This is a genomic window from Paenibacillus sp. WLX1005 (assembly GCF_046603685.1).
Lineage (GTDB): Bacteria > Bacillota > Bacilli > Paenibacillales > Paenibacillaceae > Saccharibacillus.
In genome coordinates this window covers 866,074-880,684 of the sequence record NZ_CP176756.1, presented here as the reverse complement: position 1 = coordinate 880,684, position 14,611 = coordinate 866,074, and the positions used below count along the sequence as shown (strand labels likewise).

General features: G+C 48.9%; 12 protein-coding genes. 6 read left to right on the top strand and 6 right to left on the bottom strand.

Annotated features, from left to right (window positions below; all coding sequences use genetic code 11):
- Positions 1-107: 107 nt before the first annotated feature.
- From ACE3MZ_RS03795 to kduI, 5 genes are all read right to left on the bottom strand, one after another.
- On the bottom strand, positions 108-923 hold the full coding sequence (locus ACE3MZ_RS03795) for an SDR family NAD(P)-dependent oxidoreductase (protein WP_411345181.1): 816 nt from the start codon (positions 921-923) through the stop codon (positions 108-110).
- A gap of 237 nt (positions 924-1,160) precedes the next feature.
- The gene (locus tag ACE3MZ_RS03790) at positions 1,161-2,027 is read right to left on the bottom strand and encodes a sugar phosphate isomerase/epimerase family protein (protein WP_411345180.1); all 867 of its coding nucleotides are present in this window, start codon (positions 2,025-2,027) and stop codon (positions 1,161-1,163) included.
- Positions 2,028-2,247: 220 nt separating this feature from the next.
- Positions 2,248-3,000, bottom strand: a complete 753-nt coding sequence (kduD, locus tag ACE3MZ_RS03785; protein ID WP_411345179.1) for a 2-dehydro-3-deoxy-D-gluconate 5-dehydrogenase KduD — start codon at positions 2,998-3,000, stop codon at positions 2,248-2,250.
- Positions 3,001-3,047: 47 nt separating this feature from the next.
- The gene (locus ACE3MZ_RS03780; protein ID WP_411345178.1) at positions 3,048-3,809 is read right to left on the bottom strand and encodes a DeoR/GlpR family DNA-binding transcription regulator; all 762 of its coding nucleotides are present in this window, start codon (positions 3,807-3,809) and stop codon (positions 3,048-3,050) included.
- Positions 3,810-3,933: 124 nt separating this feature from the next.
- Positions 3,934-4,764: a 5-dehydro-4-deoxy-D-glucuronate isomerase gene (kduI, locus tag ACE3MZ_RS03775; protein WP_411345177.1), complete on the bottom strand. Its 831-nt coding sequence runs from the start codon at positions 4,762-4,764 to the stop codon at positions 3,934-3,936.
- Positions 4,765-6,083: 1,319 nt separating this feature from the next.
- Here kduI and ACE3MZ_RS03770 point away from each other — a divergent pair.
- The 6 genes from ACE3MZ_RS03770 (at position 6,084) to galU (ending at position 13,682) form a co-directional block, all read left to right on the top strand.
- Entirely contained in the window at positions 6,084-6,761 is a 678-nt protein-coding gene (locus tag ACE3MZ_RS03770) for a response regulator transcription factor (protein WP_411345176.1), read from the top strand.
- Positions 6,758-8,467, top strand: a complete 1,710-nt coding sequence (locus ACE3MZ_RS03765) for a sensor histidine kinase (protein WP_411345175.1) — start codon at positions 6,758-6,760, stop codon at positions 8,465-8,467. Before ACE3MZ_RS03770 ends, ACE3MZ_RS03765 begins: the two co-directional genes overlap by 4 nt.
- A gap of 362 nt (positions 8,468-8,829) precedes the next feature.
- On the top strand, positions 8,830-11,115 hold the full coding sequence (locus ACE3MZ_RS03760) for a glycosyltransferase family 39 protein (RefSeq protein WP_411345174.1): 2,286 nt from the start codon (positions 8,830-8,832) through the stop codon (positions 11,113-11,115).
- Positions 11,116-11,168: 53 nt separating this feature from the next.
- Positions 11,169-12,197, top strand: coding sequence for a glycosyltransferase family 2 protein (locus ACE3MZ_RS03755; protein WP_411345173.1), 1,029 nt, complete (start codon positions 11,169-11,171; stop codon positions 12,195-12,197).
- Positions 12,184-12,564 (top strand): GtrA family protein, encoded by a 381-nt coding sequence (locus ACE3MZ_RS03750; protein ID WP_411345172.1) that lies wholly within the window; start codon positions 12,184-12,186, stop codon positions 12,562-12,564. The genes ACE3MZ_RS03755 and ACE3MZ_RS03750 overlap by 14 nt, the downstream gene beginning before the upstream one ends.
- Before the next feature lie 233 nt (positions 12,565-12,797).
- Positions 12,798-13,682, top strand: coding sequence for a UTP--glucose-1-phosphate uridylyltransferase GalU (gene galU, locus ACE3MZ_RS03745; RefSeq protein ID WP_411345171.1), 885 nt, complete (start codon positions 12,798-12,800; stop codon positions 13,680-13,682).
- Positions 13,683-14,268: 586 nt separating this feature from the next.
- On the opposite strand, the gene cyoD is transcribed toward galU, so the two are convergent.
- The gene (gene cyoD / locus ACE3MZ_RS03740; RefSeq protein ID WP_411345170.1) at positions 14,269-14,610 is read right to left on the bottom strand and encodes a cytochrome o ubiquinol oxidase subunit IV; all 342 of its coding nucleotides are present in this window, start codon (positions 14,608-14,610) and stop codon (positions 14,269-14,271) included.
- Position 14,611: the final 1 nt, after the last annotated feature.

Sequence of the window (14,611 nt, the reverse complement as noted above, 5' to 3'; positions counted from 1 at the left end):
ATCGGAAGTACAGATCCTTTGTCTACTATACTGCATATTCTGTTTACTATATTTGATGATGAGAATGCCCTTGCAGCAAGCACACATATTTTACACTTGAATAGCAATCAATCCTTGTACACTTTTCCCCAGCCATACCCAGCTTCTTCGGATACATCTTCCGGCATTCCCGGTAAAATCAGTCCGCCGTCTACACGTAAATTGATACCGGTAATATACGATGCGGCGTCTGATGATAGCCATGCTACCGCTTCACCGATATCACCCGGTGTACCCATACGCCCCAGTGGAATTTTGTGTCCAAGGGGTTCGGTTAATGCGTCTTGCTCTGGTCGATTGACGGTAGCTCCTGGTGCAACACAGTTGACCCGAATCCCGTGCGGTGCCAGTTCCAATGCCAGCGATGCGCAGGAGCGGATCAATGCTGCCTTCATCCCGCCATAAATGCTGTCACCCGGATAGGCGCGTTCCCCGCGCGACGAGGTAATATAGATGATATTGCCTGCAATCTGCCGCTCGATCATTGCTTGTGCGGCATAACGCGTTGCCAGAATAGGTGCGCGATAATCCAGATTGATCATCCAGTTGATATCATCCGGCTCCAGTTCCACCAGTGGCTTCATTGTACTGGCGCCGGAATTATTCACCAGCAGGTCGATCCGGTCATAATGTTCCACCGCTTCACGGATGGTACGTTCTACTTCCTCCTGCTCTACCAGATTGCTCTCAATAATATGGCTGTCTGTCCCGTATTGATGTGCCAGTTCCTGCGCCAACTGTTCCGTTTCCTCCCGACCGGAATGACAGGTTAGCACAAGTCGATACCCTTTTTGCGCCAGTACGGTTGCAATACCTCGTCCCAAGCCAACGCCCGCTCCAGTAACGAGTGCCACCGGACGATGCTGCTGAGTTCTATTGGTCATACACAGATAAGCCCCTTTCACAACAGATGATGCACATTATTACCCCCGCCTTCCTTGCTTCACCCTGCGAAATGAACATCCTACCACATACCAAACCAAGACCAAGCTGAATCAGACATAGAAACGTACATAGAAACAGACATCCCGGATACAAATCCGAAGATGCCTGTTATTGGATAAAGGAAAGGATAGCACAACCGATGTTGGAACACTTGACTGTGCTTCCTGCCAGATGTGTTAACCGTTCGTCTGATGATGCGGACTGATGGTTTCCTGCCAGATTCGGCGCATATGCAGCGATGCTTGCGGCAGTTGCTCCTTGGTCACACCTTCCAGCGAAATGTCGATATGCGGCTTGTACTGCTGCAACAGCTCGAAGAAGTATGGATAATCCAGTATGCCTGTTCCCGCCAGCACCTCTTCCTTTTGCCCATCCGCTGTAAAATGAATGTCCTTCGCATGGATCAGAATGATACGCTCCGCGAGCCGTTCCAATACGCCGCGCAAAAAGCCCTGCTGATCGTCCACAAATTCCTTTTTCATCATATTGCACGGATCGAACAGCATACCGACCGTTGGGGAAGGCACTTCGCTAATTAACTGCTCCATCAGCTCAGCGGTATGTAGCGTATGCGTTGCTACTGGCTCAATCGCCAGATGGACACCCCATTTCTCCGCTTCCTCTGCCAGCTCGGTCACTGTCTCGCGCAGCGTCTGCCAGCCAATCTCCGCATAGTTGTCTGGATGAGTCGGCTGGTATGTATGAAAAGAACCCGTCTCCGTCGCCACCATACTGCAACCAAAATCCCGCGCATACCGCAGATGCTCCTTAAATCGGTTGATCTCACTACGCCGCACATCACGGTCAGGATGCACCGGATCAATATAACAGCCGAGCACCGCAATACGCACACCTTGACGGTCAAATTGCTCAGCTACATAATTGCCCAGCCCCGGACTCAGCTTGCCGTTGGCAGTGTCGATATCGGAAATGGCTTTGGCTAGCGCCAGTTGTACGCCCTTGAATCCACCAGCAGCAACACGTACCGCCAGATCAGCCGCAGGCTGTTTGCCATAAATATGGGAAAGCACGGATTGTCTCATCGAATACACCCCGTTTCTATAAATGGAACTACACAATCGCGAAATGGTAACGATGTACTGCATCTATGGATCGTATACGACAATGCTGGCAGTGATGCATAATAGCACTCCCAGTAGTACTAGACGTAAGCGTAAGTGTTTAAACCCAACATATCCAATTCACCACGAAGCCAGTACAGTGAGGACATCGGATATCCGTTGCAATCAATAAAAAGGAAGCTTAACGCGCCAACCAGCCGCCATCTACACACAGCACATGACCGTTCAGATAATCCGAAGCGGACGAAGACAGGAAGACAACCGGTCCTTTCATATCTTCCGCTGTGCCCCAGCGAGCTGCTGGAATACGATCGGTAATCGCATCAAAGCGCGCGGGATCAGCAACGATCGGTGCTGTATTGTCAGTCAGCATATAGCCCGGTGCAATCGCGTTCACCTGAATGCCTTTGGATGCCCATTCGTTGGCAAGCGCCTTCGTAATACCAGCAACCGCGTGTTTGCTAGCAGTGTAACCTGGCACATTGATGCCTCCCTGATACGACAACATGGAAGCGACGCTGACAATTTTGCCACTGCCTCGTTCAATCATATGACGCCCAACCAGTTGCGACAAATAGAAGACGGTTTCCAGATTAATGTCGATCACATCGGCAAAATCTTTCCACGAATGCTCCACAGCCGGTGTGCGGCGGATAATGCCCGCATTGTTGACCAGAATATCGATCTGCCCTTTAAAGTTCAATGCCTGCCCGACCACATTTTCCAGCTGATCATGCTTGCTCAGATCGGCTTCGATGGAGATTGCATCGCGTCCGAGTGCTTTCACTTTCTCCACGGTATCGTTACTGTCAGAATACGATACACATACTACATCCGCGCCCGCTTCCGCTAGTCCGAGTGCCATTCCCTGTCCCAAGCCTCCACTGGAACCTGTCACCAGGGCGACTTTGCCGTTCAAATCAAATGAATTCATGCTTATTGCTCCTTTTCGTATCAAAATGGAAAGCATGGTGCCGTATGCTAACGTCTTGCTACATCAAGCGGTACACCCGCCTGACGGAATTGCTCTGCCTGTTCGTCGGACAATCCGCTGTCGGTAATGACCATATCCATTTCCGAGCAAGATGCAAATGTCCAAAGTGCAAACTGTCCGAATTTCTGGTGATCCACAACACCGTATACATGCTGCGCCGCTGCAACCAATGCCTTTTTAAAAGGAACCAGATCGCCTGTATAAATAGATAATCCAAACTCTGAATGCAGTGCAGTCGATGAAACAAACGCCTTGTGAATATTCAGCCCGCGCACGTATTCAATCGCCTGACTGCTAATGAGCATATTGCGATTGCGTTCGCCGCCCGGTACAACGAGTCGTACCTGCTCCCTACGCGCCAATTCACTCAAAATAAACAGATCGTTCGTCACAACTGTTAACGGAATGGCAGGCAAACGGCGGGCGATTTCCAGCGTCGTGCTGCCGCCATCCAGTGCGATAATATCGTTTGGCTGGATATAGGATAAGGCGCGCTCGGCGATCTCGCCTTTTTCCGGCATATGCTTGGTGTTGATGCCTTGACCAGACAAGATGCCATACTGGTCGTTCTGCGCCAGCACCGCGCCGCCATGCACACGCATCAGCAGCCCCATTTCCTCCAGCCGTGCCAGGTCCTCACGTATTGTCTTGCCTGTTACGCTGAGTGTATCGCTCAATTCGCCAACCGTAATCTCCTGATTGGCGATCAGTAATTCCATAATCTTCTCGTGCCGCTTGATTGCGCTCATTCCAACCCCCGTCCTTTCCGGCACATGCTCGTACAGACTCTTCATGTATAGAAGTCTATGCAGATGAGCAAAGATGTAGATATCAATATCGTTTATAAGCTGTACCGGAATGGTGTTTTTGGGTTTATTTTAAATCCTGCATGGCAACCGCGTCCATATCATCGAACGTTTGGTTCTCACCTGCCATTGCCCAGCAGAACGTATAATTGCTCGTACCAACACCGCTGTGGATCGACCAGCTTGGCGAAATAGCAACCTGACCGTCGCGCACGACCAGATGCTTCGTTTCCTGCGGCTCGCCCATAAAGTGAAATACGACTGCATCCTGCGGCACATTAAAGTACAGATACACTTCCGAGCGGCGATTGTGCGTATGCGAAGGCATCGTATTCCACATATTGCCCGGCTCCAGCTGCGTAATCCCCATCACGAGCTGACAGCTCTTGATGCCGCCTTCGTGGATGTATTTGTAGATGGTGCGTTCGTTGGATGTTTTGATGTCGCCCAGATGGCTTGGCGTTGCATCTTCACGAGTCGATTTGGTCGTTGGATACGCTTTGTGTGCAGGTGTGGAGACAAAATAGAATTTTGCCGCATCCCCGCCGTTACTAGCAAAGCTTACTTCCTTCGTGCCAAGCGATACGTATAGACATTCAAATGCGCCGATTTCATATGTTTCGCCATCAGCCGTAACTGTACCCGGCGCGCCGGTATTGATGATCCCAATCTCGCGGCGTTCCAAGAAAAAGTCGGTGCCAATGTCCTTGAGGTTCACTTCCAGCTTGATCTCCTTCGATGTTGGAACCGCCGAACCGACAATGTAGCGATCCACATGACTGTAAACGGTTACGAGTTCGTCCGGCTTGAACAGATTCTCGATCAGAAACTCCTCGCGCAAACGGGCAGTGTCAAACGTTTTTACATCATTCGGGTGAGATACATAACGGTTTTCCATGGTGATCATCCTTTCGAATAGGTTTATTTTATGTTCATATACGTTTATATTAGTTCATTTTGAACCTAAAAGGAAGGGGGAGATGGAAATAATTTTTCGGTGGATGGGGTGGCATTCACTCCGGGGAGGAATAAGGGAACGGGACTCCGGTGGAGCCGCGGGAATCTACGGATTAGGAGTACATGTAGATTCCCGCCCCTCCAAAGTCGCCCTTTTCCCTTATTTCCTCCCCTCCGTTCCGTGCTTGCCGCATCCAACGCAAGATTATTTATCTCTTGGTGGAGAGTAGATTGGAAAGATTGAAAGACGTTTTGCAGACTGCGGCGTTTTGATTATTGGATTTGCTGTTGTGGGAAGCTTTTATTGATTTGTTTTAATGAATAGGCATGATATTTAGTGGGCAGATGGCAGTGAATATTTATTGTAGTGTTCATACGTGATGATTGTGATCATTATGGGATGTGTATTTTGCTTGGTCGCAAAGCGTGGGTAGTCTTACATTTCGGGAGGAATTGGTCGTTATTAGTTATGTAGTTATTGGTTGGATTATTGTTGGCTTGGTAGTTTGTTGTTATTCAGATATTGGATTGGTGGTCTTTTTTTTACGTTTATTTAGTTTGTTGCTGCTGATTTGGCTGGTGTGAATGATGGGATTATTGGTGAAGTTTATTTCTTGGAATTACTGTTGTTTTGATCAACATGTGCTGCTATCGAATATGAAAATTTACTGTTCAGAGAAGTAAGAAGATGGTTTGATCTATTTTGAAAAGTGAACAAGTATACGTTGATTCGTTCATATTTTCTACATATTATTGTGGTAGGATAATTGTAGGCAGGTCTGTGTTGAACGAAGTTTGGCAGATTGCATGTTACTATTCACTGCTGATTTCGGGGATTTGAGAAGGAAATAGAATCCTGTTTTTTAGCTTGATTCAAGATAGTCGAGATAAAATAAAGAATGCTATATTCGTATGAAGAACGTGTACATTGGCGCAATTAGATGTTCATTCATGCTTCTCATTGCACTTTTAACGATACTTAGTAATTTTATTGTGTATGTGATGCGAGCATCGCTTAGCGGAGGCAAGGAAATAAGGGGAAAAGACGACTTACAATGTTTGCGAATTTCAAACATATGGTTCAATAAAAAGTGATTTTTGCGAAGCAAAATATCTTACTGCTTTGGAGGGATGAGAATCTACCGATTAGGATTGAATGTAGATTCTCATCCCTCCACCGGAGTCTGTCCCCTTATCCCTTGCCGGAGCGTTTGATGCCCACACATCTACCTAAAACTCAATCCAAAGGAGAACAATACCATGGTAAGAATTTTAATCGCTGACGACGATGCGTCCATTCTGGAATTGATTCATATGTACCTCACCCGCGAAGGCTATAGCGTGCACCGCGCTCGCGATGGGCAGGAGGCATTCGATATGCTGAGCGATGGCAAATGGGATCTGATTATTCTCGATGTCATGATGCCGCATATGGACGGCTGGCAGCTGTGCATGGACATTCGCCGCTATTATGGCGATGTACCGATTCTGCTCGTTACTGCCAAAGGCGAAGCCGAAGACAAGATCAAGGGCTTCCGACTTGGCACCGACGATTATCTGGCGAAGCCATTTGTACCGGAAGAACTGGTGATGCGTGTCAAAGCGCTGCTGCGCCGGTATCGTATTTTCGCTGGGGAATCGCTGACGATTGGCAATGTGCGATTGGATGCCGCGACCAAGGAAGCCGATGTAGACGGTTCATTACAGCCGCTTCCGGCGAAGGAATTTGAACTCATTTATACGCTAGCTGGCTTCCCCGGTCAGATCTTTACCCGCGATCAGCTGATCGAGAAGATCTGGGGACATGATTACGATGGCGACGAGCGTACCGTCGATGTGCATATCAAGCGTCTGCGCGACCGCTTTTCCGAACAAAATGGATTTACGATTCAGACGATCCGCGGCATCGGCTACCGGATTGAGGTGAAAGCAGATTGAAAAATATATACAGCCAGCTGGTGATTACGTTTATTCTCGTCATCGTCGCCAGCTTTGTCATTACGCTACTTATGTCGGATTGGGTGATTCAGCGGCAACAATCCAAATATATGCAAGACGGTATTCTCAGTAATGCGGAAGCCATCGCGGCAATGCAGGCAGAGATTCCCGAAAAGTTAATGCAGAAGTATCTGGATAGTCAGGCAGGGCAAACGCAGATTATGGTAATTAGCGAGGACGGCACGGAATATCGTTCGAGCGGTAACGGTCCGGGCGGTCCTCTCGGTCTGGCACCTCCTCCGAGTCCATTTAGCTCTGACCCGTCAACGAGTAGTTCGTCAACTACGAATGACGTTTCTACTGGATCGTCATCCACATCGACGGAAGATTCTAGTTCAGGCACGTCCAACACGGATGGCAACGCATCGTCAACTGGAAATGAAAGCTCGCCCTCTCCATCTGCTCCGAATGCTAACGGCGCTACGAACACTCCCGGTGACATGCCTCCGCCGTCCGGTGCCAACAACGGCGAGACGCCGCCACCGCCCAATCAGGAACAGGCTTGGACGATTCCAGATGATGTGAAGCAGCTCGTGCTGGATGGCGGTATTTACCATCCAGAAAATAAAGAAATGGAAAGTACGCCCGGCATTCCGGGAATGAACTTCCATTTCGGATTTGGCAAGCAAGACCCGGAACCGCGCTATGTAGGTGTACCGTTTGAACGCAATGGGGTACATTATGCCCTCTTCATTCGTCCGAATCAATTCAGCAATCAGCTGAACAAATGGATGATTCTTGCGCTGTCAGTCATGCTGACGACGGGTGTGTTACTGTTCCTGTTCGCTGCACGCCTGATTGCACGACCGATTACGAAGCTGTCCGAAGCGACGCGGCAAGTCGCGAAGGGCGATTACAACGTCCGTGTCAATCTGAAGCGCAAAGATGAGATTGGCGAGCTAGGCAATAATTTTAACCAGATGACCAGTCAGTTATCCAAAATCGAAGCGATGCGGCAGGAGTTCGTCTCCAACGTCTCGCATGAAATTCAGACGCCGCTCACTTCCATTCGCGGCTTCGCGGTCGCGCTCAAGGATACGGCAAGCACCGAGCAAATGAAGCACCTGAAGATCATCGAGCAAGAGAGCGAACGACTATCCAAGCTCAGTAGCAATCTGCTCAAGCTTGCTTCTCTCGATGTGGTCAAGCTGAATCTGTCGCACTTCCGACTGGATGAGCAGGTGCGCATGGCAGTCGTCTCCTGCGTACCAATGTGGACGGCGAAGCAGATTGAAGTATCCGCCGATCTGGATAAAATCCTGTTCGATGGGGATGAGGATCTGCTCAGCCAAGTATGGATCAATCTGCTGTCCAATGCGATCAAGTTCACCCCGGAAAAGGGCAATATCTACATCACCTTGACTCAGGATGAACAGTGGATCAAGACGAGCGTGCAAGATACGGGTTGCGGTATCGACGCTGAACATGTGGAGCATATTTTTGAACGCTTTTACAAAGCGGATACATCTCGCAATTCAGCAGTCGGCGGCAATGGTCTTGGCTTATCGATTGTGCAAAAAATTCTGATGCTGCACGGCGGTCGGATCGAAGCGACAAGTACAGTTGGTGAAGGAACGACGATGACTGTGTATCTGCCGCGCCCGATTCCGTTACCAGAGCCTGAGAAACAACGCCCGTCAGAATAAACATGCACCACCGATCATTTGTACAATATACTGGCTTTTTCATCCCAACATCAGGATTTATCTATGAATGGATATGATTTTTCGATGATAAATATGCAATATTTATATGTAACTTATGTGTTATAGTTGGTTATTACTTTTCCATATATGTGCTGTAATAAAAGGTGCGGAAACCCTTTCATAATGGGGGTTCGCACCTTTTTTATGTATATTTAAAATAATATTCAGCATCGTTTAAGGTAGCGTTCATTTCTTGTTCATATTGCATTGTTATATTTTGTACATCAAAAACATATGACAACTGCTCCTCATCATCATGTCACGGAGCTGGACCCCATATTCATGCATGAGGAGGCAACAATATGAAAGGCTCATTTCTACGAAGGATCGACCCGATCCTTGCTATTCTAGCTCTGGTCGCTGCGGGATTATCGCTGTACAATATCAGTCAATCCGGTGATCTGAACACCTACTACGCAGCAGCGGTTACGAGCATGATGCAGAGCTGGCACAACTTCTTCTTTAACTCGTATGATCCCGGCGGATTCATCACCATCGACAAACCGCCTGTCGCATTCTGGCTGCAAACAATCAGCGCCAAAATCTTCGGCATTCATAGCTGGAGCCTGGCTCTTCCATCCGCACTTGGACTGGCTGGCTCGGTCATCCTGCTCTACCTGATCATCAAGCCGCATTTTGGACTAGCAACAGCTCGCATCTCCGCATTGATTCTCGCACTGACACCGATTGCGGTCGCAGTCAGCCGCACGAACAATGCGGACAGCACACTCGTCTTCTTCCTGATGCTGGCAGCTTACGTGCTGCAACGCAGTGTCAAAACTGGTAAACTGCTCACCTTGTGCATCGCTTTTGCACTGGTCGGTGTCGGATTCAATACCAAGATGCTGCAAGCGTTTATGGTACTACCCGCGTTCTATCTATTCTACTGGCTCGCTCGTAAAGGACAATGGAAACAAAAGATTATGCACCTGCTAATCTCCGGTGTCGTACTTGCTGCCGTGTCGCTGTCCTGGGCAACAATCGTCGACCTGACACCTGCTAGCGAACGACCATATGTAGGCAGTAGCGGTACAAGCAACTCCGTACTGGAACTGGCGCTTGGCTATAACGGCATTAGCCGTCTGACTGGCGATTCTGGCGGCGGTAGTGGTAGTGGAAGTGGTGGCGGAGGCGGACAACCTCCGGGTATGAGTAATTCAAGTGCCTCATCCATAACCGATAGCACACAGACAACAGCAACAACTGCTAACACTTCGACAGATCAAGCTGCAACGACTACAGACAGTACATCGACAACCAGTACTGCGGCAGTCACAACCAGCTCAGATACATCATCTGACAAGTCCAGCACGATATCCACTGCATCATCTACAACAGCGGATACTAGCGTAGCCCAGACCAATGGCGCTCCTTCAGGCGGTATAGGTTCCGGTGGTCCCGGCGGATCGGGTGGCGGTCCGGGCGGTGGCTCTGGCGGATCGGGTGGCGGTCCGGGCGGTGGCTCTGGCGGCGGTGGCATGAGTGGTGGCGGAGGCAGTAATGACGCTGGTGACGCCGGTATTCTCCGCTTGCTGGATGACAGCAATGCTGGTCAAATCGCCTGGTTCCTGCCAGCTGCACTGCTGAGCGCTCTCATGCTCTGGCTGCAACGCAGAGAACAACGCAACATCGTACTATTCTGGTTCGCATGGCTGCTGCCGATGATCGTATTCTTCAGCATCGCTGGTCACATTCACCGTTACTACTTTGTGATGATGGCTCCTGCGATTGCCGCTCTGACTGGTGCAGGTATCGTTCAGCTCTGGAAAGCAGGACGACGCTGGTGGACAATCGCCTTTATGGCAGTTGCACTTGGAACGGGTATCTATATTACATGGGGACAAGGTATGACCGTGCTAGCTATTGCGGCATTTGCCCTCGGTATCGTTGCCCTGATCCTACTGCTGTTAAAACGCGATGCACTGAAACGTGGCGCTCTGGCGCTGACACTGGTAGCATTGCTGGCAGCTCCAGCTTACTGGTCACTGACTCCAGCACTCTATGGCGGCAACTCGGTTCAACCGTATGCTGGACCGGAACTTGCCGACTCTCGTAGCGGCAACAATAACAGTTCTGACGTAGATGCCGATCTGATCGCTTATCTGGAAGCCAATCAAGGCGATGCCAAATATCTCGTCGCAACAACGGCTTCGCAAACTGCAACACCGATCATTCTGCAAACGAGTGACGCTGTCATTGCATGGGGCGGTTTCAAAGGCTCTGATAGTGCATTAACAGTCGATCAACTGGAACAACTCGTAAACAGTGGACAACTCCGGTACGTACTGCTTGGTGGCGGTATGGGCAGCGGCAGCTCCGAGCTGACGCAATGGGTGCAAGAACACGGAACCGAAATTTCCGAATCGGAATGGAAATCCGGCTCTACCGCATCTGCCACAACCACTTCGACAAGCGCCGATACATCGGCAAGTACAACCGTTACCAATACAACGAGTAACAATGACACTTCGACAATAACACAAGCGAGTAGCAGCACTGATTCCGGTCGTGGTTCTGCCGGCGGCTCCGGTCGTGGCGGCGGTATGGGCGGCTCGCAAATGACACTGTATCAACTGACGGCGGAATGAATATTCCGCAGCATGTTACCTCAAGCTCTTGAACATCCAAAGGAGGACTACCGATGAAATATTCCATTATCGTTCCAGTTTACAATGAAGAAGAAGTTGTACTGGAGTGCTACCGCCGTCTGACGGAAGTGATGCAGCAAACTGGAGAAACGTATGAACTGATTTTTGTAAATGACGGCAGCCGTGACCAAACGGCTGCTATGATCACTCAATTGTGCAATACCGATTCATCGGTCAAAATGATCGACTTTTCCCGTAACTTCGGTCACCAGATTGCAATCACTGCCGGTATGGACAGTGCATCCGGTGAAGCAATCGTCGTCATCGACGCCGACTTGCAAGACCCACCCGAATTGATTTTGCAAATGATTGAGAAATGGAAAGAAGGCTATGACGTTGTCTATGCCACTCGCGCGGAACGAAAAGGCGAAACAGGCTTCAAAAAATGGTCAGCTGCCCTCTTCTATCGCACGCTGAACAAACTGAGCGATATCGACATTCCACTCGACACAGGCGACTTCCGCCTGATCGACCGCAAAGTATGCGAAGCGATGAAAAGCCTGAAAGAAAGCAACCGCTTCGTACGTGGACTGGTCAGCTGGGTCGGTTTCCGTCAAACATCAATCGCTTATGTGCGTGAAGAACGCTTTGCCGGTGAAACCAAGTATCCACTCAAAAAGATGCTGCGCTTCGCATCCGACGCCCTGATCGCTTTCTCACTCAAACCGCTGCGTCTCGCTAGCGTACTGGGTAGCTTCGTTTCCCTGTTCAGTTTTATCTTCCTGCTGTTCGTTGTCGGTCAGAAGTTAATGAACTTCTCAACTACACCGGGCTGGGCATCCATCATCGCCTGCATTCTGTTCCTCAATGGGATTATGCTTGTTATTCTCGGCGTATTGGGTGAATATGTCGGTCGCATCTATGATGAAGTCAAAGGTCGTCCGCTCTACCTCGTACAGGAAAAACGCAACTTTGTGCAACAACAGCAACAACCGCTGCATGATCAACACATCGTTACCGAGCAACGCGCTGTTAACGACCAACGTCAAATGAACCAAGAGCAACGCTATGTTGGTTTCTAAGCTCTTTTCTAATCAGGCAGTACGCTTTGCCGCTGTCGGCGTCTCCAATACCGTTATCGACTTTATCGTATTCATGCTGCTGCAAAACCTAACTGGGGTTGCAGCAGCTCAAATTCTCGGCTATAGCGCCGGAACTGCTAACAGCTACTACTGGAATCGCAAATGGACATTTGCCCGCGACAAAGGTTGGGATGTAGGCGAACTGATCCGTTTTCTCGTCGTCAATATCTGTGTTGCGGTCATTACCAGTATCGCAATCAGCCTTGTACCTGTCACCATTCCAGTCTGGATGGCGAAGATCGCTGTGACGATTCTCGGTCTAGGCATCAACTTCGGATTCAGCAAGTTATGGGTATTCCGCGGATAAGATATTGGTTATATAACGAACAGACTGTTTTGTCTCTAGGATTCCAAACTCTATACGTTATGATCCCAAGACAATTCATACGTTAGAAGATCCATATATGCCTGTTTTCTATTGCCAATGCGCAAGGTTTCCTTTCCATCCTTCGTTAAGCAAACTATATCTCTTGCTCTCTATATCAATGGATATTTCGATTCAAATATACCTAAGCTACCATCATCTAAGGAGGCATTCCCATGAAAGTACGTAAAGCGATTATTCCGGCAGCCGGTCTTGGTACACGTTTGCTGCCAGCTACCAAAGCCCAACCTAAGGAAATGCTTCCGATCGTCGACAAACCGGCGATTCAATACATCATTGAAGAAGCGGTTGCCAGTGGCATCGAGTCTATCCTGATCGTAACCGGTCGTGGCAAGCGTTCGATCGAAGACCATTTTGACCATTCCGTTGAATTGGAACTCGAACTAGCTACCAAAAACAAAACCGCTCTGCTGGAGCAAGTGAACTATATTTCCGAGATGGCGGACATTCATTATATTCGTCAGAAAAAGCCGCTCGGTCTCGGTCATGCGATCCTGTGCGCCAAGCAATTCGTCGGCAACGAACCATTCGCTGTTCTGCTCGGTGATGACCTGATCGTTAATGAAGAGCCAGGTCTGAAACAGCTGATTAACCAGACAGTCTATCCGTCTACTGCTATCGTCGGCGTACAGCATGTACCGTATGAAGAAACGAACAAATACGGAATCGTCGCGCCGTCTGCACTCCCGAATACGCCACATTCCATTATCCCACTAAGCGGGATCGTCGAAAAACCAGATGTGGCAGATGCCCCTTCTGATCTGGCGGTCATCGGACGTTATATCCTGCCACCGGAAATCTTCGACATTCTCGAAGACACACCACCGGGTAAAGGCGGCGAAATCCAACTAACCGATGCCATCTCCCGCCTGCCACATCTGGCTGCACTAGAAATTCAGGGTAACCGTTATGACATCGGTGATCCACTTGGTTATGTAAAATCGACCATCGAGTTCGCCCTGAATCGCCCGGAACTGCGCGGCGAGATTCAGAAGTATCTGGAAGAGCTGTATAACCGCTCCCGTGTAGCTGTGAAGTAATGACGTATCGTATGTGAAGCAACGATGTATTGTTAAATTATCATTACGTACTTGTAAAATGAATCATCGATGATAACCTGCAAAAGCCTGCACATCTCATTGTGCAGGCTTTTTGGATTTCTTACCGGTTTTGCTGCAAATGGATTTTACGGGCAGTTGCTTATGCTTCCTTATGATGCTGTGCGCGGTATAGAGTATCCAGCAGCTGTTGATAATACCAGTTCGTATTCAATTATTTCCCGGGTAACTTACTACTCATCTATTTCAGAAATTCAAAAGATTTCCCAACCATTGCAATGCCTCATACAAGCCGTCCTTGCGTTACATTTCCTTTTATATCTTGAATACGCCTGATGAAATGGATGTGCTAGTGTATAGATCCTCTGATTCTCATATATCCTATTCACTTCTGTTCGTTCATTTGCACTCTTGTTCATTGATAACAAATTCTACCCGTACGAAGCAGAATGATGTAGAAGCTGATCATATTTTTCGTCTATTTCATCCAATGTATACAAAAAAGCTCCCCCGGTTACCCGGGAGAGCTTCAGTACAGGCAAGCAGCCTGTTGTTATTACGATAACACTTAGTAACCTACGCCGTTGTATGTCATGATCCAGATCGAACCGGATACGACAACGAGTACGATTGCCAGACCGAAGATCAGAGCCATCACGTTCCAGCGAGGTTGGTTGCCCTGACGTTCACGCACGTGCATGAAGAAGAACAACTGAACAACGAACTGCAATACGGCAGTGATCATGATCACCAGAACCGTAGGGAATCTGTCCAGCATATGATTGAGGACGACGACCAGTGGAATGATGGTCAGAATGATCGACAGGATAAAACCGATGATGTAAGACTTCAACGAACCGTGAGCATGTGCTTCATCGTGTCCGTGTGTATGGTTGGAATGATCCGCCATG